We start from the raw sequence: 20026 nt of genomic DNA, 5'->3' as shown, positions 1-20026 counted from the left end.
AAGCCGCTTGGCGACCTCGGTAAGCCACTTGGCGACCTCGGTAAGCCACTTGGCGACCTCGGGCCGTATCGACCCGACCAGCATTTTGGAGAACTGTCGTCCGGCGGTGGGCCGTCCCCCCGGGCGCTTGACTGTGCCCGCAGTTATGGAGAACAGCCATGCTGCATATCGCGAACGCGCGACTTCCGGCCCTCATCCTCGGCATTACCCTCGCCCTGTCATTCGGCGCTTCGGCCATCGCCGAGAGCCGGGTGGTTTTCCAGGCCAGCAAGGACGACGTCAAGAAAGCCTGCGACAACATCGAGGGTGGCGGCGGTGTCCCGGTCAAGGGTGAGGGTGGCACCGGCTACGGCTGCTACAACACCAATAACGGGGTTCTGGTCGCCTGTTCCGATGGCGGCACCTGCACCGGCTACCTGCCCAAGGGCGCTCCGCGCAAGAAGGCCCTGGGCAATGTGCTGAACTTCGGTGCTGGCGTTGGCGCCGCGCCCGAGACCAAGAGCTCGGAAGGCGCCGGCGGCGACGGCGGTGGCGGTGCCGGTGGTGAGGTGCCCTGTGGCGGCCCCGACGGCTGCATCCAATAGCTCGGCATGCCGAAATAAACTGCTGCCTTGCTCTTGATCGGCATGTAACACACCACCCACGTGTCAGCCTCACACAGGATGGGACGCCTGACATGCATGGGATCGTGAAACTTGCCGCCGCTTCGGTGGCCTTCGTGTTGCTCGCTGCGCCGGCCCTCGCCGAGACGCGCACCATCGAGCTGCCGGCCTTTACCGCGCTCGATGTTTCCTCGGGCATCGACGCCGTCGTCAGCATTGGGGCGGCGCAGTCGATCACTGCTGAGGCCAAGGACAAGCGCCTGCTGGACGACCTGCAGCTCAAGGTCGAGGGCAACACGCTGAAGGCCTATTACGACTGGAGCTTCTTCGACATTTTCAGCTTCGGCGATCGCGACCAGATCAAGCTCACCATCACCGTGCCGGCGCTGAAGAAGATCGAAGCCAGTGCCGGTTCTGATGTCGTCGCCGCCGGGATGACCGGCGACATCCTGGAATTCGGGTCTTCGAGCGGCGCTGATCTGTCGCTTAGCGGCGTGGTCGGTAAATTGGTCGAGCTCGACGCCTCGTCCGGCGCTGGCCTCAAGATCGAAGGTACGTGCGTCGACGGCAAGGCCAACGCCTCGTCCGGCTCGGACCTCGATGCCGAAGACCTGCTCTGCGCCACCATGGATGCCAACGCCTCCAGTGGTTCCGACCTCGAGGTCTATGCCTCGAAGTCGATCAAGGCCAACGCCTCGTCGGGCTCCGACCTCAGCATCTACGGCAACCCAGCCGAGGTCGACCAGGAAGCGAGCAGCGGCAGCGATATCAAGCTGGAGAACTAGGCTTAGGCACAACCTGGGTTTGGTTAAGCCCACCGGGTCATCCCCGCGAAAGCGGGGAACACCGTTTGCGATCATGCGGCAGGCACCAAAACAGAGGTTCCCGCTTTCGCGGGAATGACCCGGTGGGTAGGCCACGACCCTAACTTTGCGCGTATGCGCGCAGGTGGGGATGACGCCGGCACGGGCGGGAGGCTCTCGCCTCTACCGCTTGAACACCACGCCGCCGAGCCAGCCGGTGAACAGCGCCAGCGCCACGCAGACCAGGCCGTAGAGCAGGGGCTGCGTGCGCGCCGATTGGCCGAGGAAGCGCTCAAAGCCGATCTTCCTGACCGAGAACCCGTCGGACTTCTCGGCGATCACCTGGCCGTTCTTGATCAGGTAGGTATGCGCCAGATAAGGTCCCGGCGGCGCGTCGGACGGCAGCGCCACCTGCGCGAAGTAGAAGGTGTCCGAACGGAACACCACGCCGTTCTCGTTGAGCTTGAACATGCCCTTCTGCTGCATCAGCCGGGTGAGTTCGCCGCCGAACACCGTGGCGTCCCACCAGCCGGCTTTGGCAGTGTAGCGCGCCTGGCTGTCGAGCGGGATTTCCTTTTCCGCCAGCGTGATCGGGTCGGTGATGTTGCTCAACGGCGCGTCGCTCAGCACCTGGTAGAACGAGGGGAAGCGCTCGAACTCGGCCTGCGAGGTGTTGAGCCAGATGCCGAACTGGTTGGTCTTGCGCCGCGCCACCCGGTTCTGCAGCGGCCCGGTTACGGTGATGATGATGTGATAGGGGCCTTCGACGAAGCGCTGTTCGGCGCCCACTTCCGGCTCGATCGAGCCGAACAATGTCAGCGTCTGGCCGGCAAAGCTCGAGGTGATCGACACCTCGTCCTGGCTGACCTGCGTCACCAGCCGCTCGGCAGAGGCCGGCGAGGCGGCGAGCACCAGCGCCAGCGCGAGCAGCAGCCGGCGCATCAGATCACCCCCGACGCGCCGATCACGGCGGTCGAATAGACATCGCCCGGGGTCAGCACCAGGCTGATGCCGAAGCGGATGGCGACAGCGAGAACGAGGATGGCGAGCAGTGCGCGCAGCTGTTCGCCGCGCAGGTATTTGCCGGCCGAGGCGCCGAACTGCGCCCCCACCGTGCCGCCGACCATCAGGCAGAAGGCGAGCAGGATATCGACGCTCTGGCTCGACACGGCGTGGAGGATGGTGGTCGCCGCCATCATCGCCACCACCTGCAGGAGCGACGTGCCGATCACCATGTTGCCGGGCATCCTGAGGATGTAGACCAGCGCCGGCACCAGGATGAAGCCGCCACCGATGCCCAGAAGCGAACCGACAAAGCCGATGGCGACACCCAGCGCCAGCACCGGGATCACCGAGATATAGAGCCGCGATTTCTTGAATCGCACCCGCCACGGCAGGCCGTGGAACCAGTTGTGCTGGTTGGGCAGTTTTTCCCGCACCACGATACCGGCGCGGCGCTTCATGATGGCGCGCGCCGCCTCGATCAGCATCAGCGTGCCGACGAAGCCGAGGAGGATCAAGAAGCCGAGCGAGATGACGAGATCGAGCTGGCCGGCGGCGCGCAGCACCTGGAAGGTCGCAACGCCGCCGAACGCCCCAAGCACACCCGACAGCACCAGGTAGAGCGCCATATGCAGGTCGATCTGCCCGCGCCGGTAGTAGCTGAGCGCCCCGGAGGTGGAAGCCGCCACCACCTGGCCGGTTACCGAGGCCACCGCGACCGAGGACGGGACGCCTGAAAAGATCAGCAGTGGCGTCAGCAGGAACCCGCCGCCCACCCCGAACAGCCCCGACAGGAACCCGACCGCGCCCCCGATCCCCACAAGGAAGAACAGGTTCATCGAAAGCTCGGCGATCGGCAGATAGACCTGCACGTGGGGCGTCCAATAGCACTAGGGCATTCCCGAGGCTCTAGCGTGAGGCCGCGACGGAAATGCGACGGTTTTTCGCGAAATGCCACCGAGCATTAGCAGCAAAATACAAAGGCGAGGTTAGCCTACCGGGTGGGTCGGGAATATGGGACTTAAGCCGTTCCACGTGTCGCCGGTAACCGGGTGGATGTGGACCCAGACGGACTGCCTTGTTATCAACCGGCAGCCAGTACTTCTCAGCGCTCGCAATACCAACCGGATGCCGGAAAGGCGGAGGGCAACGTGGCACCTGCTGACGACCCGGACCGCGACAGGGGGGACGAGAGTGTTCCGGAACCGCCTCGCGCCGATCCTGTCGTCGGTGAGTTCGTCACCGAGACCTTTGACTACGATGGCGGTCGGAAGGTTACGGTGTACCTGCCGCCCGACCGTCCCGAGGCCGTGGTGTTCGCTGGTGACGGCCAGTTGATTTCCGGGTGGGGCGCCTGTCTCGAAGCGGCGGGCACAGTGCCGACAATGATCGTCGGTGCCCATCGGGTTACGTCCGAGGACGAGATGCTCAGGCTGGGCGAGTATTCGCCCCCGATCGATCCGGCACGCTTTGCGGCGCACGAGCAGTTTTTTGTTCATAGCCTCCGCGGATGGGTCCGATCGAGGTTCGGTGCGGCGCCGCCGGCCGAGCGCACCGCGGTAGCTGGTGTATCGGCGAGCGCCGAACTCTCCCTCGCCATGGGGATGCGACACCCGGATCGCTACCACACCGTGTTCGCCGCCTCTCCCGGGGCGGGGTACCGCCCGCCTGCGGTCATGCCAAAAATGTTGCCGCGAGCCTACCTCACCGCTGGCACCCTCGAACCTTTCTTCCTCGAGAAACGCAAACCGCTGGGCCGAGGCCCTGCGGATCGCCGGCGCGGATGTCGTCATGAACGAGCGCGCCGGCAACCATGGCGACCCATTCTGGCAAGCCGAGTTCGTCAGGATGGTGCGCTGGGCGTTCGGCTCCGGGTGAGCCCGGAACGCGCTGGCGGTTCGATACGACCAACTCACTCGAGCCGCTTGCGAAACTTCATCTCGGCGCGGTGCAGCTTGTTGCGCTTCATCCGGACCCTGCGGCTTTCAGCCTGCGCCTTGGGGTCCTCCTTGCCGACCTGGAATTCCAGCTCGCGTTGCAACTTGCCATAGGCCCGCCAGCGTGCAGCATCGAGCGCGCCGGTAGCGAGCGCCGCGGCGATGGCGCAGCCGGGCTCGCCGTCATGGCCGCAGTCCCGGAAGCGGCACTGCGCAGCGAGCGCCTCGATATCGGCAAAGGCCGCCGACATGCCGTCGCCGGCCTCCCACAGGCCGAGCTCCCGCATGCCCGGCGTATCGAGGATCAGCGCCCCGCTGGGCAGCAGCACCAGTTCGCGGTGCGAAGTGGTGTGGCGGCCACGGGCGTCGTCCTCGCGGATGGCCTGGGTAGCCATCCGCTCCCGGCCGGCCAGGGCATTGACCAGCGTCGACTTGCCGACGCCTGAACTGCCGAGCAACACGGCTGTCCGTCCTGGTTGGAGGTAGCCCCGCAAGGCGTCGAGCCCGGCTCCGGTCACCGCCGATACGGCGAGTACCGGCACGCCCATCGCCACCGCTTCGATCTCGCTGAGGCGCGCCTCGGCGTCGCTGCACATATCGGCCTTGGTCAGGACGATAACCGGGTCGGCCCCGCTCTCCCAGGCGGTAGCAAGATAGCGTTCGATCCGCCGTGCGTTGAGATCGGCGTTCATCGAGGCAGCCAGCAAGGCGACATCGACATTGACGGCGACAAGCTGGCTGCGCGCCGCACCCGGGCCGCTGGCGCGGCGCGTGAACGTGCTGCTGCGTGGCAGCACATGTTGAATCGTCGCGCTCCCCTCGGTGGGCCGCGCCAGTACCGCAACCCAGTCGCCGGTGACCGGAAGGGTTCCGTCCTCGGCGTCATGGGCGAGCCTGCCGGCTAGCGTGGCCGTGAGTTCGCCCAGCTCGGTCACGATGTCGTAGAGACCGCGCTGCTGCACGATGACCCGCGCCGGGATCAGGCCCGCGGCCGCGTGGGTGGTGAATTGCTGCTTGAGCGCATCGCTCCAGCCGTATTGTTCGAGCAAAATGGAATTCCTTGGATCGGGGCCATGAAGGCGCCAGCCGGAATCCCGTGTGTGCGGAAGTTACGCGGCTGCGCGACGGAAGGCAGTTCTCACAATGTCAGTCATCGGAGCGCCTCCTCTCTGTTGCGCGGCGAGGGAAAGCTAGCCTCGACCCGAGGGCGTGTCAACGCGATCGCGGTGCACCGGCCGCAGAGATTGGCGGAACGCCAGCGGGCTTTGCCTGGTCCACCGCTTGAAGCGCTGACTGAAATAGAACTGGCTGTCGAACCCCACGGTTTCGGCGATCTGCAGCACCGAGAAGCCGGTGCGCGCCAATAGTTCGCTGGCCCGCTGCATGCGGCGCATCTCGAGGTAGCGCTGCACGCTCTGGCCGGTCTCGGCCGTGAACAGATGCGCCAGCCGTGAGCTCGAGAGGCCGACCGCCGCGGCGACGTCGTCGAGCAAAACCTTGCTGGCGAGGTTGCCGTCCAGGTAGTCCATCGCCCGGCGCACGCGCGCGTCGTAATGCGACGTGGCGGCAAGCGGGTTCATCAGGTCGCATTCGAGCAGCAGACCCTCGAGCGCATGCATGGCGAAAGCCTCTCGTTGTCTGAGGTCGCCGTGCATCAGCCGGTGCACCTCGTGGAAGCGCTCGGCGGCTTTCGGGGGATCGGGCCGCAGCAGCATCAGGCCGGGTGCAATGGCCGGCCAATCAAGCCATTCCAGCCAATGGGCGCGCGGATGGAAGTGCACCCAGAGCAGTTCCCAACCGGCTGCAGCAGGGGCAACCGCATAGTCGTGCAGCGTCCCCGGCCGGATCAGCACCCAGTCGCCGGGGCCCGAAATCAACTCTCCACCGACGTGACCGAAGCGGCCGGCGCCGGTGATGGTCAAGATCAGCAGCCAGTCTCCGACACCATCCGGCCGATGCACTCGATAGCCGGATGTTTCGCGGTAATGACCGGTCAGCAGCCGGATAACAGGGGTGTGCGAGAACTCGTGAGGTTGCGCCATAGCAGAATATTACATGCGATCGACCCAATGTTCCATGTTGCTCCGCGGTCTCGCGAGTTAGCTTGCTCGCAACAGGAGGAACCCAATGGCACTGTCGACCGAGCAGAAGCAGCAGTTCGAGCGTGACGGCTTTCTGGCGCTGCGCGGCCTGTTCAGCCGCGATGAGATCGACGAGATCCGTGACACCTTCATGCACGAGGCCAAGGATGGACCGGTGCCGGGTCTGTCCGACGTGCCCAAGGCGCGCGCCGGGGCGCCGGCCGCCTCGAGCGACCCCCTCGCGCGCTATCCCAGGATGATGCACCCGCATAAGCACATGGACAAATCGGTCGGCCCGCTCGCCTTGCGCTACATGCGGGACCCGCGGCTGCGGCCGATCCTCGCCGAACTGTTCGGCGAAGATCCCTTCGCCTGCCAGTCGATGTTCTATTTCAAGCCGCCCGGGGCCCGCGGACAGGATCTGCACCAGGACAACTTCTACCTCAGGGTGAAGCCGGGCACCTGCATGGCCGCCTGGGTCGCGGTGGATGATGCCGATGCGGGCAATGGCGGCATGATGTGCGTACCCCAGACCGCCAGCCTCGACATTGCCTGCCCCGAAAGGGCCGACCCGACGCTGTTCTTCACGACGGAGCATGTCGAGCCGCCGCCGGGCCTCGAGCCGCAGATGATGGAGCTGAAGGCCGGCGACGTGCTATTCTTTAATGGCAGCGTCATTCATGGCTCGACGCCGAACACCAGCACCGATCGCTTCCGCCGCTCACTGATTTTCCACTACGTGCCGGCCAGCACCGTCGAAATGAGCCACTATTACGAGGCGCTGAGTTTCGACGGTGAGAAGCAGGATATCGCCGTCAACATGGACGGCGGCCCCTGTGGCACGACGCAGGATCTCCCCGCCGGCCCGCACTGAAAGGCGCGGGCGCTGGAGCGCTTTCAGGAAAAGTTGCAGACTTTTCCGGTTCGAAAGCGCGACCAAATCAAAGACTTAGGGCATTGCGCCGATTCAAGGAAACGGTGCAATGCTCTAGGCGGCAGCAGCGCCGAACCGGTCGCGATAGGCGCTGGCCGAGAGGCCGGTGACCTTGAGGAAGACCCGGCGAAAGGCGGATGTGTCCTTGTAGCCGACGTTCCAGGCGATCCGTTCGACGGTGTCGCGGCTGAACTCCAGCCGCTCTCGGGCCAGTGCGATCCTGAGCGCCTGCACATACTCGGTCGGCCTCAGGCCGGTGGCCTTCTGGAAGCGGCGAAGGAAAGTGCGGGTCTCGAGCCCGGCCCGTTCGGCGAGGTCCGGGACATTGATCTCTTCGCTGCGATGCGCCTGCAGCCAGTGCTGCACCCTCAGCACCGCGTCGTCGCCATGTGACAGTCGCGGCGCGAAGGTCGAGTAGTGGCGCTGCTCGCGCCCGGCCGGGTCGACCAGCAGGAACTTGGCCGTGTCGGCCATCACCGTCGGGCCCAGCACGCGATGGACGAGGCGCAGCCCCAGGTCGGTCCAGGCCAGCATGCCGCCGGCAGTGATGATGTCGCCGTCCTCGACGATGATATCGCCGGCCGTGACCTCGACATCCGGAAACGCCGCCCCGAAGGCCTCGGCATAGAGCCAGTGCGTCGTCGCGCGTCGTCCCGACAGCAGCCCGGCATGCCCGAGCATGAAGGCGCCACCGCAGATCGAGGCGATGGTTGCGCCGGTGTCGTGACGCTGACGCAGCCAGCCGGTGAAATCGGCCGCCTCTGCCGCGGTCAACGGATCGGCAAGCCGGCCGGGAATGACGATGTATTCGGGTTGCCCGCTGGCGCCGGGGTCGCTGTCATAGCTGCGCTCGAAGCCGGCCTCGCCCACCCGCCAGTGGCTGGTGCGGATGCGGTCGGCACCGCCATGCTGGCGCGCATAGTCGTTGGCGACCTGGAACGCATCGGTGAGCCCGTGCACCGACGCCATGGCGCAGCCGGGGTAGAGCAGGAGGCCGATTTCGGTGTGTCTCAATGCGTCCATCGTCTTTGTCACTTCTGGCCCCGACTATGTCAGTTGCGGCAATCGTCGCCGGTCAAGCTCAAGCTTAGGGTCATCACATCGCGGCGGACAAGGGTTCGCCCAACCAAGGAGAGACCCAAAATGACCAAGACAATCGTTCTGATCCACGGCGCCTGGCTCAACAGCCTCAGCTGGGAAAACGTCAAGGCCCGCTACGAAGCCAAGGGCTACACCGTGCTCACCCCCGATTGGCCGTTCGACGAACGCGCCCCGTCGGCACTGCGGGCCAACCCGGCCCCGGAACTGGCAAAGATCGGCCAGCGTGAGATCGTCGACCACTTCGACAAGATCATCCGCGCCCTGCCGGAACAGCCGATCCTCATCGGGCACTCGTTCGGCGGCGTCATCGTGCAGCAGCTCCTGGCTCGTGGTCTCGGTGTCTCCGGCGCGGCGATCAACCCCGCTCCCACCCCCGGCGTGCCGCTTGGTCCGCAGGCCATCGTCTCCGCCCTGCCGGTGTTCGGCGATCTGTTCTCGTGGAAGAAGGCCAAGACCATGTCGCTGAAGTTCTTCTCGACGCGTTTTGCCCAGACTGAACCGAACCCCGAAGCCAAGTATGACCGCTACGTCATCCCGACCGCCGGCAAGGTCTACTGGGATGGCGTGATCAACCCGATGCTGATCGACTGGGCCGGGCAGAACCGCGCGCCCCTGCTGCTCATCGGTGGTGGCAAGGACCTGATCGCCGACGCCTCGATGACCGACGCCATCTACCGCAAGCAGAAGCAGGCCGCTTCGACCACCGAGCTCAAGATCTTCGATGATCGCTCGCACTGGACGCTGATGGACAAGGGCTGGGAAGCCGTCGCCGACCTGGCGCTCAACTGGGCCGTCGAACACGCTACCGACAAGCGCCCCGCCCTGCGGCTGGCGGCCTGAATGGCCAAGCCCACCGGTCCCGACGATAACGCGGTTGGGACCGGTCGCCTCAAAAAGTCCGCTTCGGCTCGAAGCGGACTTTTGGCCATCTGATCCTGGGCGAAGCCCGACTGCGACGTCATCTGCGTTCCCGCCTGAGCGGGACCCCAGGGGTTCGCGACCTCAACGCAGATCAAGCCGCAGTTCGCGGGATGGCATAGAGTGGGGCTTCATGTTGGGAGTGCCCATGTCTGCAGTGCTCAAGACCGTCTGGTTCGTCGAGACCCGCTTCCGGGACAATGAGCTTTCGCTTGAGGCGATGGCGGACCATGCAGGCGTTTCACGCTCGCACCTGTCGCGCACCTTTCCGATACTCACCGGCTACCAACTCTCGACTTACCTGCGCGGCCGGCGGCTCACAGAGGCGGCGAAAGAACTCGCCAACGGAGCGCCCGACATTCTCAATGTGGCGCTCGATGCGGGGTATGGGTCGCATGAGGCTTTCACCCGCGCCTTCCGCGACCAGTTCGGGCTGACGCCCGAGGAATTACGGCGGAGGCGTTCGCTCGACACGCTCGATCTCGTGGAGCCTCTGAGCATGGACTCGCCCGAAAAAGTGAAGCTCGCGCCGCCGGCCGTGCAGGATCGGCATGCCCTGCGCATCGCCGGCCTCAGCAACCATTTCACCTTCAGGACGCTGGATACCATCCCACACCTCTGGCAGCGCTTCGGACCCTACCTGCCCGAGATGCGAGTGGATGGACCTCCCCCCGCGTTCGGCGTCACTGGATCGATGCCGGAGGGCAGCGACGGCTTCGACTACTTCGCGGCGGCGCCGTTGCCAAAAGGCCGTGATCTCTTGCCCGGCCTCACCGAAATGACGCTGCCCGCCGGAACCTATGCTCAGTTCAGGCATGAAGGGCACATCTCGGGCATCCGCGCGACCTGTGCGGCCGTATTCGAGAGCGGCATTCCAGCCCTCGGACGTGAGCCGGACACCCGGTGGTTCAGTTTTGTGGAGTATTACGGCCCAGACTTCGAACCATCGACCGGGTTCGGAACTGTGGAGATCTGGGTCAAGCTCAAGCAATGATCGAGAGACTCGTCGCCAACAACCGGGCCGCGGCAAGCGGCTGCACCGCGTTGCAACCTGTGACAGATCCGAGCCAAAGGACATCGGCATGCTGACGCTGCCCAGGATCGTTGATCGCCCGGAGACGCCCTATTTCGCCCTCAAGCGGACCGTCACCCTGCCGTTTGAAGCGGAAATTCCCAGCATCATGGCGACGCTGCGATCCTGCCTGGACACTCAGAATGTCGTGCCCACCGGCCCAGTGTTTTTCAAGCATAACCTCGTCGCCATGCCTGTGATCGAGATGGAATTCGGCGTGCCGGTTGAGCGCTTGCTGCCTGCGGAGGGGGATTTCGTGAGTGGCATCCTGCCGTCCGGACGATATGCCGAAATCACCTATATCGGCCCCTATGACGACCTGATGGAGGTCAACGGCCTGCTCATCATCTGGGCTCGAGGGCTTGGCCATAGCTTCGACGCACGGCCTGAGGGCAGCGGCGAGCGGTTCGCGAACCGGGCGGAAATTTATCGTACGAACCCGGAAGACGACAAAGGCTCCGCGTCGAGCCGGACCACCGTCTCCATCAAGATCAAGGACGAGAATCCTTGAGCGCGTGGGCCTGGAGAGGGGCATGAAGGCAGAAACCGTCATCGGTCCGGTCACGATCATCGAGAAGCCCGATCGGCCTTACGTGGGAATTCGGTTGAACACCCCGTTCCCAGGGATGTTCGCCGTCGCCACACGGGCGCTCAAGGACCTGCGAGCCTGGAGCAAGGCCAACGGCCTCGAGGAGGACGGCCCGTATTTCCTCCGCTACTATCATTGCGATATGCGGGACATCATGGAAATCGAGGCCGGTTTCCTGACTGGAGCCGCTCCGCTCGACCATCCTCAAATCAAGGGCGGCCTGCTCCCAGGAGGCAGATATGCTTCGCTCATTTACCGGGGCAACGGCCTGCGCGGCAATCAGGCGCTCATGCAATGGGGCCGCGATACCGGCACCGCGTTTGCGGCGATCGACCCTACGCGCGCCGAGTCATACTTGTGCCGCTACGAGGCCTATCTGACCGATCCCCGGGTCGAGCCGCGAAAGCTGCTCTGGGATGTTGAGCTGTCGATCAAGCTGGCGAGCTAGACGACACGGGTCCCACCGTGCGCCGCCGGTAAGGCCTGCGCCTGCCTAAACCGGCTGGCTGCCCAGCACCGCCAGCAGCCGCGGATTGATCTCGCCGCTTTCGCTCATCCCGGTGGAGCGCTCGAAACTCTTGATCGCTTCAGCGGTCTTGGGGCCGGCCATGCCGTCGGGGGTGCCGATGTCGAAGCCGAGCTGGTGCAGTGCCATTTGCACGCCCTTCACCACCTTGAGGTTGGTGATCGGGGCCCCCGGGTCGAACTTGTCGCTCCAGGTGCCGATCGGCGCGAAGTTGGCGACGAAATCGATGGGCTGCGGCTGGAAGGCAGCGACGTCGGCGGTCACCTGCTGCGCCGTCGCGGCATCGAGCGAAGCGGCGATATCGTCGCGCGACTTGGCGGCATCCTTGTCACCCTTGTTGGCGGCGAGGCTGAACCACTTGAACGAGGCCGCGAGGTCCTGCTTCACCCCCAGCCCGCGGGCGTACAGCATGCCCAGGTTGAACTGGCTGTCCTTCATGCCGCGGCTTGCTGCTTCCTCGAACCATTTGGCAGCGGCGTCGAACTGCTGCGTGCCAAGTCCGCCGCCGGCATAGAGCGCGGCGAGGTTATGCATCGCCATGCGGTTACCCGCTTCGGCGGCCTGCTGGTACCAGAGGCGCGCCTGGGCGAGATCCTTCTCCACGCCGCGGCCGTTCTCATAAAGGTTGCCCAGCCGGTATTGTGCCGGTGCAAAGCCCTGGCCGGCGGCGCGCTCGTACCACATTGCCGCGGCCTTCAAGTCCTCGGGGACAGCGCGACCTTCGGTGTAGATTGCCGCAACTTCGAATTGCGCCCGTGCATCGCCATTGGCGGCAGCAGCCAGCAGCGGCTCGGGGCCGACAGAAGCCGGCGGCCGGTCGACCTTGACCGGGCTTTCCATCGCGTCGACCAGCGGCTCGATCGTGTCGCTGAGGCTGGCAACCCCGGCGGGCGCCTCGCCTCCGACGGGCGTCGCCTCGCCTCCGATGGGCGCCTTTTCGGCCACGGCGGTCGCCGCCTCGAAGGCCTGCGGCATTTTCGGGGCTTCGGCGGAGGAGACGAACTTCTGCGGGGCGCCGCCGCCGATCGAGGCGGTGGTCAGCTTGTCGAGCGTCGGGATCACCCGGGGCGTCGCCTTGCCAGGCTGCGCGGCGAAACCTTGCTGGGCTAGCGGCACCGGGGTGAGGGCCGCGTCGCCGACGTCCTGCGTTGCCTGGCTGGTCGGCGGCGGTGCCTCGGCCTCGGACGGCTTCATCCGCTGGTTGATCAGGTTGATGGTGAGACAGGCAAGCGCCAAGACGCTTGCGGCCAAGAGGATCGGCTGCTTATGGCGGAGCAGGAAGCTCTGCTTCGGTTTGGCGTCGTCTGCTGACGGGCTGGTTTCCTCGGCGCCGAGCGCCACGAGGTTGGGCTCGGGCGCGACCGGCAGCACGCGCGCCGCCGGCTCATCCGGCTGCCACTGGCTCGCCGGCTCCTTGTCGCCGGCCAACTGGCGTGGCGCCTTGGCCTTGAACAATCCGGCGAACGGCAGGCCGCTTTTGGCGGTCTCGTCCCCGACCGGCTTGATCTCCTTGGCCTTGGCGAGCTTTTCCGCCTTCACCGGCTTGCTCATCTCGGCGGCCGGCTTGGCTGGCATGGTCACTGCCGGAACGACAGCTGGCGCCTCGGTGCGGCTCGCCTGGAAGCGCGCGAACGCCTTGCCGATCAGCGAGCCACCGGCCGCCGAAACCGGCTCGGCCTTGCCGACTGCCGCCTGGCGGGCGGCACGGCGATGCGCCTCGATGAAGGTGTTGCGGTTGGGCATCGGCGGCTCGTCGGCCACCGACGCAGCCGGACGCAGTTCGGCCTTCGGGCTGGCGACGAACACCTCGTCGGCCGGCAGGTCGAGGGTGGATTTCGGCTGCGGCGGACGCTCGGCGAGGGTCGGGTCGAACGCCGGCTTCTCGGGCTCATCCATCAGGTCGAGCGAGGGCACCGGCGCCGGCGGCAGTTCGGCGCTCGGCTCGGCCGGGCGCTTGCGCGGCCCGTTCTTCACTTCGAGCGCCGTGCGCAGCGGATTGGGATCGTCGCCGAACGGCTTGTCGAGCAGCGGCGCATCGATGCTTGGGTCGGCCGGCATGCTGTCGCCGAGGTCAACGCGCTGCGGGCGCGACGGCAGTTCGTCTTCGAACGACAGGTTGTCGAGCAGCGGCGCGATCGGGTTGAGCGGCTCGCTGACCACCGGCGCGGCGGCTGCAGCCAACGGCTTGCTCTCCGGCTTGGGTGTCTCGAGCTTGGGCGCCGGTGTCTCGGGCAGCTTGGCGAAACTTGCGGGAGCCGCAGCAGCCGGGGCAGGGGCCTTGGCCTCCAGCGACGTCTCGAGCCGCTTCAGCCGCTCGTTCACTTCACGGATGGTGGCGTCGAGCGCGACGGTTTCGGCGGCTGGCTTCTCCTTGGCAGCCGCCTTCATCGCCTGGCTGACGCGCTTCTCGATCTCGGCATAGCCGGCCTCGTCGAGCCCGGCCTTGGCCGGCTGGTCGAGCTGCCGCATGGCGTCCGAGGTGCGCGCTGCCACCAGGTCGGCAAGCTGGTCGAAATCCGGCGCCTCAGTGGCGGCCGGCGCCGCATAGAGTTTTGCGAGGCCGGTGAGCTGCTCGCCGGTCTGATCCATGCGCGCCACCAGCTGGCGCACCTGCGCTTCGAGCTGGCTGATGCTGACCTCGGACGACCGGTCGTCGACCTTGTCGGTCAGGACTTCGAGCTGCTGCTCCAACGCCGCGAAGCGCGGCTCCAGCGCCCCGAGCACGGTGTTGCGCAGCGCCTCCATATCGAGCTTCAGCTCGCCGACTTCGGTGTTCCGCCCCTCGATATCGGAGATCCTGACGTTCAGGGCATCGATCAGCTCGATCAGCCCCTGCGGCTGCTGCGGCGATTTCATCGCCTGCGCCACGCGCCCGAGTTCCTCGGTGATCTTTTCGAGTTCGGCCGGCGGCATCGCCATGGTCCGCTCGATCGCATCGACCCGGTCGTAGATATTGCGGACGCCATCCTCGATGGCGCCCATCGCCTCCTTGAGGCCATCCTTGGGGCTGTCGACCCGGTTGGCGTACTGCACCTGCAGGTCGGCGAGCCGGCCCACGGTGGCGCTGACGTCGTCGAGCCGCGCCGTCATGCCGCTCACGTCGGAGCGGTCAGCATAGTGCTTCTGCAGCTCAGCCAGCTTACCGACGGTCAGCGACACGTCGTCGAGCCGCTGGTTCAGCGCTGTCATGTCGAGCTTGGGGCCATCGGCGATGAGCTTGGCGAGCCCGGCGATGTGGCCCTCGAGCCGCTTCACCTGTCCGGTTTCGCCCACCGCGCCAGCCAGCAGCTCCACCACATGGCTGAGCTGGCCGACCTGATCGGCGATCTCGCGCACATTGGCGGTCTGGCCTTTGGCCTGCACCCTCAGTTCGCCTTCGAGACGCTCGAGACGGGTGGAAATGCCGCCCACGGCTTCGGCCAGTTCGTCGAACTGCGGCGCGCTCTGCGGCGGCTGCTGGTGCGGCAGCTGCGGGGCAGGGGCAGACGGGGCGCCGAAATGGCGCGAACGAATCTGCTGGATCGCCGATTCGAGCGTGTCGCGCGGGTTGGCCGGCGCCACTGGTTCATCGCGGTCGGAGAACTTGTCGATGGCCCGCTGCACCGAGCGCAGCGCTTCGCGATGCCGGGTATCGGGCTCGGCCTCGGTCACCTGGTGACGCAGGTCGCGCATCCGTTCGGCGAGGCCCTGGTAAGTCGGCTCAGGCCTTGCAGTGCGGGCGACTTGCGTTTCGACCTGATCCAGCAGCGCCACCAGCTCGCCGCGCAGCTCCTGCCATTCGCCGGAACCCGGTTGGCCGTAGTCTTGCGTCTGGAACGTGGAAGTCGCGCGGGCCATCGGTCGATCCCAAGCACCTGAAACGGAACAGCTCAGACCCAGTTCGGGCCATGAGCAATCCGGTTACTCTTGGGAAAACATGGTAAAGATCGCGTTAAGCTCAATCGCATTTTGCGAATCGGCGTCAGCGAGCTGTGGAGAAGGCGAGCGGCCAAATCTCTGTCCCCACGCCCGTCTTAAGTGGGATACAAAAGCGGCAAGCTGCTTGTTAGGTAGGGCGCCCAGGAGTTCACGCGTAAGATGACCACCCGTCGCATCATCATCGTCGATGACCACCCGCTGTTCCGCGCCGCGCTGCGCCAGACGCTGGCCGGCGGCGACCCGTCGATCTCGGTTGAGGAAGCGGGCGACCTTACGGCGCTCAGCGCCGCGCTCGAGGCCGATCGCGATTGCGACCTGGTGCTGCTCGACCTCAATATGCCAGGCGTGCGCGGCTTCTCCGGCCTGTTGCTGCTGCGCGCCCAGTACCCCGAAATCCCGGTCATGATCGTCACCGCCGTCGAAGATGGCGGCATCATCCGCCGCGCCTTCGAGCTCGGCGCCTCGGGCTACCTGCACAAATCGGTCGGCCCGGCCGATATCCGCCGGGCCATCGAAACCGTGTTGTCGGGCGAGGTGTTCGTTCCCGAAGGCATGGAGTTCCCGGCCGAGGACAACCAGTCGGCTTTGATGCGGCGGCTCGGCACGCTCACCCCGCAGCAGGTGCGCGTGCTGATGATGCTTTCGGACGGTCTGATGAACAAGCAGATCGCCTACGAGCTCTCGATCTCCGAGGCGACGGTGAAGGCCCACGTCTCCGCCATCCTGCAGAAACTCGATGTCGACAGCCGCACCCAGGCGGTGATCGCGGCGTCGAAGATCGAGGAAGGCCAGTTCGACGAGTTGCTGTCGGGCACCTAAGCGACTTCGTCGCCCTGCCGGCCGCCATTGGCGGTCCACCGCACATTGGCAGAATTCGCGCTCGTTTTGGCAGCAGCTGTCGCCCCGCTGCTGCGTTGATCGTCCTATGGATATCAGCGGAAACCAGAACGAGAGGAAGTCCAATGGCGCGCAAGCTGGTGGTGAGCGTTTACATCTCGCTCGATGGGGTGGTGCAGGATCCCGTCGGCATGGAGAACTCCGGCCTCGGCAACTGGGTTGGTCCCTATAGTCGCGGTCCCGAGGGCGACGAGATTATGCGTCAGGAGCTATGGGCCGCCGATATCGCGCTCATGGGGCGCACCACTTATGAAGGCTTCGCCGCGGTGTGGCCGACACTCGATGACCCCGCTGGCTTCGCCAGGCGGCTCAACGGCATGCCCAAATACGTCGCCTCGACCACGCTGCAGCAGGCGGACTGGAGCAACACCACGGTGCTCGCTCGCGACGTGGCCGGGGAAGTCCGCCGGATGAAGGACGACGGAGGTGGCGATATTCTGGTCTATGGCAGCGCCGGACTGGTGCATTCGCTGCTGCCGCACGGGCTGGTCGACCAGGTACACATGCTGATCTATCCGACCGTACTCGGTTGCGGCACTCGGCTGTTCCCCGCCGACTATGCCGCTCGCTTCGACCTCCGCGACCTCAGGCAGCTCGGCTCGGGCATGGTGCACGCCGTCTACGCGTCGTCTGTGGGCTGACCCGCAGGACGCCATTGGGGCTACCCGCAGCCGCAATGCGGAACGGCTGTATCGGCGGTTGGTGAGCGTGCCGCGCTGCGATATCCTGCTTTGCGATGCCCCGACGATCCGGGAGCTGATTTCGGTCGCGAGGCCAATCAGGGAGGTCGTGGATGCTTCGAACTGCGATTGCAATTGCCGCCCTCATGCTGAGCGCCGGAGGGGCCTGGGCTGAGGGCGATGCGGCGCTCGCCCCGGCGGCGTTCGAGCGATGCGCCGGCTGCCATGCCGTGGGGAACGAGGCGGCCAAGACCGGGCCGTCGCTCAACAACGTGATCGGCCGGCCGGCTGCCACGCTGGAGGGCTTCACCTATTCGCCGGCCATGCTCGAGGCAGGGCAGGCCGGGGTGGTCTGGGATGTCGAGACGCTCAGCAAGTTCATCACCAAGCCGCGCAGCGTGGTCAACGGCTCGAACATGGCGTTCACCGGGCTGCGCAACCCCGACGACGTCGCCAGCGTCATCGCCTATCTCGCGACGTTTTCCACGCCACCGGCGCAGTAGCGCGCAGTCCGGTCCTAGGCCTCGACCCGTTTCCGGCCGCGCTGGCCCGCCAGCTGGCTGATCGTGGCGCGCAGAGCTGCCGGCTTCACCGGCTTGGTCACCACGGTGATGCCGCGATCCTCAGCCAGCGCCCGCACCGCCGGGCTGCGGTCGGCGGTAACGAGGGCCGCGGGGAGGTGGCCGCCGACATTGTGGCGCAGCCACTCGATGGCATCGAGGCCGGAGGTCTGGTCGAGGTGGTAGTCCATCAGCACCAGGTCCGGCAGCCAGCCGAGCAGCAGCCCATCCTTGTCGATGTCCTTGAGCGAGCGGGCCGAGCGCACGTCGCAGCCCCAGCCGCCAAGCAGCCCTTCCATGGCATCGAGGATGGCGCGTTCGTTGTCGACGCAGAGGATACGCAAGCCGTTAAGGTTGGAGGTCGGTTCGCGCGCCGGACCTTCCTCGGGCATCACCTTGAGCGAGCGATGGTACGGCAGGTAGAGCGAGAAGCGCGAACCGCGCGCCTCCTTGCTCTCGAGCTCCATCGTCAGGCCGAGCGCCGTCACCAGGCGCTTGACGATCGACAGCCCGAGGCCGAGCCCCTGCGCCATCCGGGCGCCATGCTCCAGCCGGCTGAATTCGGCAAAGATCAGCGCGTGCTGGTCCTTGTTGAAGCCGATGCCGGTATCGATCACGTCGAACCGCACCCTGGTGCCACGCAACCGGGCGCCGACCAGCACCCGGCCGCCGGGGCGGGTATACTTGATGGCGTTGGAAACGAGGTTCTGGATGACGCGCGCCGTCAGCGCCCGGTCGCCCACCACGGCGAGCGAGGTATCGACCAATCTCAGGTCGATCTCCTTCTTCAGCGCCAGTGGAGCGAACTCGACATCGACCTTCTTGAGCAGGTCGCGGACCTGGAATGGTGTCGCCGCCGGCTTCACCGCGCCCGCGTCGATGCGTGAGATATCGAGCAACGCCGCCATGATTTCTTCGACCGCGGTGAGCGAGGCTTCGATCGAATGCGCCAACTCGTCGAGCCCGGTGCCGCCGGCGCGCTCCACCAGCGTCGAGGTATAGAGCCGCGCCGCATTGAGCGGCTGCAGCAGGTCATGGCTGGCAGCAGCAAAGAACCGGGTTTTGTCGCGGTTGGCGGCGTCGGCTTTGGCCCGCGCCACTTCGAGCTCCGAGTTCACCCGGATCAGCGCCGCCGTGCGCTCCTCGACCCGGCCCTCGAGCGATTGATTGATGCTGGCAAGCTCGGTCTCGGCATCCACCCGCGCCGTCACGTCGGCAAAGCTGATCACCAGTCCGCCATCGGGCAGGCGCGCCGAGTGGAACTCCAGCACCTGGCCCTTGGCGCCGAGCCGCTGGCTGACCGTGGTGTGCGACTGGGTCAGTGTCTGCACCCGCTGTGCCGCGAGCGAAATCGCGTCGCCGGCGCCGAGATCGCCGCGCCGCGCCACAAACAGCGCCATGTCGTAAAGTGCCGTCCCCGAGCGCATCAGGTCGGCCGGCAGCGCCAGCAGTTCGCCATAGCGCGAGTTGCAGGTGACCAGCCGCAGGTCGCGATCGAACACCGCCACGCCCTGCGGGATATGCTCAATCGCCTGTCGCAGCGATTCCTGTGTCTCGGTCAGCGTCTCGACCATCTCAAATTCCGTGCCCCGCCCCAATATCTGCCCCGGCCCCCGCTGTCGCAAGGCCGCACAAAGTCGGGGCTGTTATCCCCGTTTCTTCAATGGGTGGGCCGGGAACGCTCCGTGTCATCGTCCACAGCGACGCCCGGCCGGCGCAACAGTTGAGTTGCTTTGTCGTCCAAACAGGGAAAAACTCAAGCGAGGGCGCGGCTTGGGTCATCTGCCGCCACGGGGAGGCCGGTCGGCGCCGCCAACCAAGGGGACTTACATGTTCAAGGAATTTCGCGATTTTGCCTTGAAGGGCAACGTCATTGACCTGGCCATCGGTGTGATCATCGGCGCCGCGTTCGGCGCCATCGTCTCGTCCGTCGTCGACGACCTGTTCATGCCGATCATCGGGCTGATCCTCAACGGCATCGACTTCTCGAACCTGTTCCTCGTCATTTCCAACCCCAATAATGTCCCGGTCCCGTCGGTCGCTGCTGCCCGCGCTGCCGGTGTCGCGACCCTCAACTACGGCCTGTTCATCAATGCCGTGGTGAAATTCACCATTATCGCCTTCGTGCTGTTCCTCGTGGTCAAGGGCATCAACCGCCTGCGCAGGTCGGAAGCCGCTGCTCCCGCCGCGCCGCCGGCTCCTACCACCGAAGAAAAGCTGCTCACCGAGATCCGCGACGCCATCAAGGCGCAGAAGTAAGCGCAACCCGCTTATGACGTTTTGGAACGCACGCCGCTTGGCCGGCGTGCGTTTCTCGTTTCTACGCCGTTCGCAGGTCGCCTGAGTTGGATGAACTCTTGGGCAGTTGAGGGCACTCAAAGCCACCCCATGCACGGTGTCACCGTG

General features: G+C 65.8%; 18 protein-coding genes and 1 pseudogene. 12 read left to right on the top strand and 7 right to left on the bottom strand.

All coding sequences use genetic code 11. From position 1 onward, the window contains the following. Positions 1–158: 158 nt before the first annotated feature. Positions 159–584 (top strand): hypothetical protein, encoded by a 426-nt coding sequence (locus ACSQ23_RS00310; RefSeq protein ID WP_436089351.1) that lies wholly within the window; start codon positions 159–161, stop codon positions 582–584. Between the two features lie 92 nt (positions 585–676). After that, entirely contained in the window at positions 677–1387 is a 711-nt protein-coding gene (locus ACSQ23_RS00305; RefSeq protein ID WP_436089350.1) for a head GIN domain-containing protein, read from the top strand. 201 nt (positions 1388–1588) lie between these two features. Here the strand turns inward: ACSQ23_RS00305 and ACSQ23_RS00300 are convergent, their stop codons facing one another. Together ACSQ23_RS00300 and ACSQ23_RS00295 are read right to left on the bottom strand one after the other, a co-directional pair. Next, entirely contained in the window at positions 1589–2347 is a 759-nt protein-coding gene (locus ACSQ23_RS00300; RefSeq protein WP_436089349.1) for a TIGR02186 family protein, read from the bottom strand. Next, entirely contained in the window at positions 2347–3279 is a 933-nt protein-coding gene (locus tag ACSQ23_RS00295) for a sulfite exporter TauE/SafE family protein (protein ID WP_055887600.1), read from the bottom strand. Before ACSQ23_RS00295 ends, ACSQ23_RS00300 begins: the two co-directional genes overlap by 1 nt. A gap of 180 nt (positions 3280–3459) precedes the next feature. On the opposite strand from ACSQ23_RS00295, the pseudogene ACSQ23_RS00290 reads away from it, so the two are divergent. Then, positions 3460–4047: pseudogene (locus tag ACSQ23_RS00290) on the top strand (alpha/beta hydrolase-fold protein); the annotation flags it as partial. A 272-nt stretch (positions 4048–4319) separates the two neighbouring features. On the opposite strand, the gene rsgA reads toward ACSQ23_RS00290, so the two are convergent. Continuing rightward, positions 4320–5393: a ribosome small subunit-dependent GTPase A gene (gene rsgA / locus ACSQ23_RS00285; protein WP_436089348.1), complete on the bottom strand. Its 1074-nt coding sequence runs from the start codon at positions 5391–5393 to the stop codon at positions 4320–4322. A 141-nt stretch (positions 5394–5534) separates the two neighbouring features. Beyond that, positions 5535–6386 (bottom strand): helix-turn-helix domain-containing protein, encoded by an 852-nt coding sequence (locus tag ACSQ23_RS00280; protein WP_436089347.1) that lies wholly within the window; start codon positions 6384–6386, stop codon positions 5535–5537. Positions 6387–6471: 85 nt separating this feature from the next. Between ACSQ23_RS00280 and ACSQ23_RS00275 the strand changes: the two genes are divergently transcribed. Beyond that, entirely contained in the window at positions 6472–7299 is an 828-nt protein-coding gene (locus ACSQ23_RS00275; protein ID WP_055887587.1) for a phytanoyl-CoA dioxygenase family protein, read from the top strand. A 114-nt stretch (positions 7300–7413) separates the two neighbouring features. Here ACSQ23_RS00275 and ACSQ23_RS00270 read toward each other — a convergent pair whose 3' ends face one another. Further along, positions 7414–8382 (bottom strand): GlxA family transcriptional regulator, encoded by a 969-nt coding sequence (locus tag ACSQ23_RS00270; protein ID WP_436089346.1) that lies wholly within the window; start codon positions 8380–8382, stop codon positions 7414–7416. Positions 8383–8502: 120 nt separating this feature from the next. On the opposite strand from ACSQ23_RS00270, the gene ACSQ23_RS00265 reads away from it, so the two are divergent. The 4 genes from ACSQ23_RS00265 (at position 8503) to ACSQ23_RS00250 (ending at position 11487) form a co-directional block, all read left to right on the top strand. Next, positions 8503–9300: an alpha/beta hydrolase gene (locus ACSQ23_RS00265; RefSeq protein WP_055887579.1), complete on the top strand. Its 798-nt coding sequence runs from the start codon at positions 8503–8505 to the stop codon at positions 9298–9300. A 226-nt stretch (positions 9301–9526) separates the two neighbouring features. Further along, positions 9527–10372, top strand: coding sequence for an AraC family transcriptional regulator (locus ACSQ23_RS00260; RefSeq protein WP_055887575.1), 846 nt, complete (start codon positions 9527–9529; stop codon positions 10370–10372). 88 nt (positions 10373–10460) lie between these two features. After that, a complete protein-coding gene (locus tag ACSQ23_RS00255) occupies positions 10461–10961 on the top strand; it encodes a GyrI-like domain-containing protein (protein ID WP_055887571.1) in 501 nt (166 codons plus the stop codon). 22 nt (positions 10962–10983) lie between these two features. After that, a complete protein-coding gene (locus ACSQ23_RS00250; RefSeq protein WP_436089345.1) occupies positions 10984–11487 on the top strand; it encodes a GyrI-like domain-containing protein in 504 nt (167 codons plus the stop codon). Between the two features lie 45 nt (positions 11488–11532). Here the strand turns inward: ACSQ23_RS00250 and ACSQ23_RS00245 are convergent, their stop codons facing one another. Continuing rightward, a complete protein-coding gene (locus tag ACSQ23_RS00245) occupies positions 11533–15402 on the bottom strand; it encodes a peptidoglycan-binding protein (RefSeq protein ID WP_436089344.1) in 3870 nt (1289 codons plus the stop codon). 240 nt (positions 15403–15642) lie between these two features. Between ACSQ23_RS00245 and ACSQ23_RS00240 the strand changes: the two genes are divergently transcribed. The 3 genes from ACSQ23_RS00240 to ACSQ23_RS00230 all read left to right on the top strand — a co-directional run bounded on the left by ACSQ23_RS00240 (position 15643) and on the right by ACSQ23_RS00230 (position 17563). Continuing rightward, complete coding sequence (locus ACSQ23_RS00240) at positions 15643–16302, top strand: response regulator (RefSeq protein ID WP_056002484.1); 660 nt, start codon at positions 15643–15645, stop codon at positions 16300–16302. Positions 16303–16445: 143 nt separating this feature from the next. Further along, a complete protein-coding gene (locus ACSQ23_RS00235; protein WP_436089343.1) occupies positions 16446–17021 on the top strand; it encodes a dihydrofolate reductase family protein in 576 nt (191 codons plus the stop codon). A gap of 152 nt (positions 17022–17173) precedes the next feature. Next, a complete protein-coding gene (locus ACSQ23_RS00230; RefSeq protein ID WP_056002478.1) occupies positions 17174–17563 on the top strand; it encodes a c-type cytochrome in 390 nt (129 codons plus the stop codon). 14 nt (positions 17564–17577) lie between these two features. On the opposite strand, the gene ACSQ23_RS00225 is transcribed toward ACSQ23_RS00230, so the two are convergent. Beyond that, entirely contained in the window at positions 17578–19194 is a 1617-nt protein-coding gene (locus tag ACSQ23_RS00225; RefSeq protein WP_055887546.1) for a hybrid sensor histidine kinase/response regulator, read from the bottom strand. A 256-nt stretch (positions 19195–19450) separates the two neighbouring features. Here ACSQ23_RS00225 and mscL point away from each other — a divergent pair, with 256 nt between their 5' ends. Next, positions 19451–19879, top strand: coding sequence for a large conductance mechanosensitive channel protein MscL (gene mscL, locus ACSQ23_RS00220; protein WP_055887542.1), 429 nt, complete (start codon positions 19451–19453; stop codon positions 19877–19879). Positions 19880–20026: the final 147 nt, after the last annotated feature.

The sequence above is a fragment of the Devosia sp. LjRoot16 genome (assembly GCF_964252795.1).
Lineage (GTDB): Bacteria > Pseudomonadota > Alphaproteobacteria > Rhizobiales > Devosiaceae > Devosia_A.
This window is presented reverse-complemented; position numbering and strand designations above follow the sequence as displayed.

What these genes read in the sequence shown, in the direction of transcription:
- ACSQ23_RS00310 (WP_436089351.1), top strand. Translation starts at nt 159, where the DNA reads ATGCTGCATATCGCGAACGCGCGACTTCCGGCCCTCATCCTCGGCATT.
- ACSQ23_RS00305 (WP_436089350.1), top strand. Translation starts at nt 677, where the DNA reads ATGCATGGGATCGTGAAACTTGCCGCCGCTTCGGTGGCCTTCGTGTTG.
- ACSQ23_RS00300 (WP_436089349.1), bottom strand. Translation starts at nt 2,347, where the DNA reads ATGCGCCGGCTGCTGCTCGCGCTGGCGCTGGTGCTCGCCGCCTCGCCG.
- ACSQ23_RS00280 (WP_436089347.1), bottom strand. Translation starts at nt 6,386, where the DNA reads ATGGCGCAACCTCACGAGTTCTCGCACACCCCTGTTATCCGGCTGCTG.
- ACSQ23_RS00275 (WP_055887587.1), top strand. Translation starts at nt 6,472, where the DNA reads ATGGCACTGTCGACCGAGCAGAAGCAGCAGTTCGAGCGTGACGGCTTT.
- ACSQ23_RS00270 (WP_436089346.1), bottom strand. Translation starts at nt 8,382, where the DNA reads ATGGACGCATTGAGACACACCGAAATCGGCCTCCTGCTCTACCCCGGC.
- ACSQ23_RS00265 (WP_055887579.1), top strand. Translation starts at nt 8,503, where the DNA reads ATGACCAAGACAATCGTTCTGATCCACGGCGCCTGGCTCAACAGCCTC.
- ACSQ23_RS00260 (WP_055887575.1), top strand. Translation starts at nt 9,527, where the DNA reads ATGTCTGCAGTGCTCAAGACCGTCTGGTTCGTCGAGACCCGCTTCCGG.
- ACSQ23_RS00255 (WP_055887571.1), top strand. Translation starts at nt 10,461, where the DNA reads ATGCTGACGCTGCCCAGGATCGTTGATCGCCCGGAGACGCCCTATTTC.
- ACSQ23_RS00250 (WP_436089345.1), top strand. Translation starts at nt 10,984, where the DNA reads ATGAAGGCAGAAACCGTCATCGGTCCGGTCACGATCATCGAGAAGCCC.
- ACSQ23_RS00245 (WP_436089344.1), bottom strand. Translation starts at nt 15,402, where the DNA reads ATGGCCCGCGCGACTTCCACGTTCCAGACGCAAGACTACGGCCAACCG.
- ACSQ23_RS00240 (WP_056002484.1), top strand. Translation starts at nt 15,643, where the DNA reads ATGACCACCCGTCGCATCATCATCGTCGATGACCACCCGCTGTTCCGC.
- ACSQ23_RS00235 (WP_436089343.1), top strand. Translation starts at nt 16,446, where the DNA reads ATGGCGCGCAAGCTGGTGGTGAGCGTTTACATCTCGCTCGATGGGGTG.
- ACSQ23_RS00230 (WP_056002478.1), top strand. Translation starts at nt 17,174, where the DNA reads ATGCTTCGAACTGCGATTGCAATTGCCGCCCTCATGCTGAGCGCCGGA.
- ACSQ23_RS00225 (WP_055887546.1), bottom strand. Translation starts at nt 19,194, where the DNA reads ATGGTCGAGACGCTGACCGAGACACAGGAATCGCTGCGACAGGCGATT.
- mscL (WP_055887542.1), top strand. Translation starts at nt 19,451, where the DNA reads ATGTTCAAGGAATTTCGCGATTTTGCCTTGAAGGGCAACGTCATTGAC.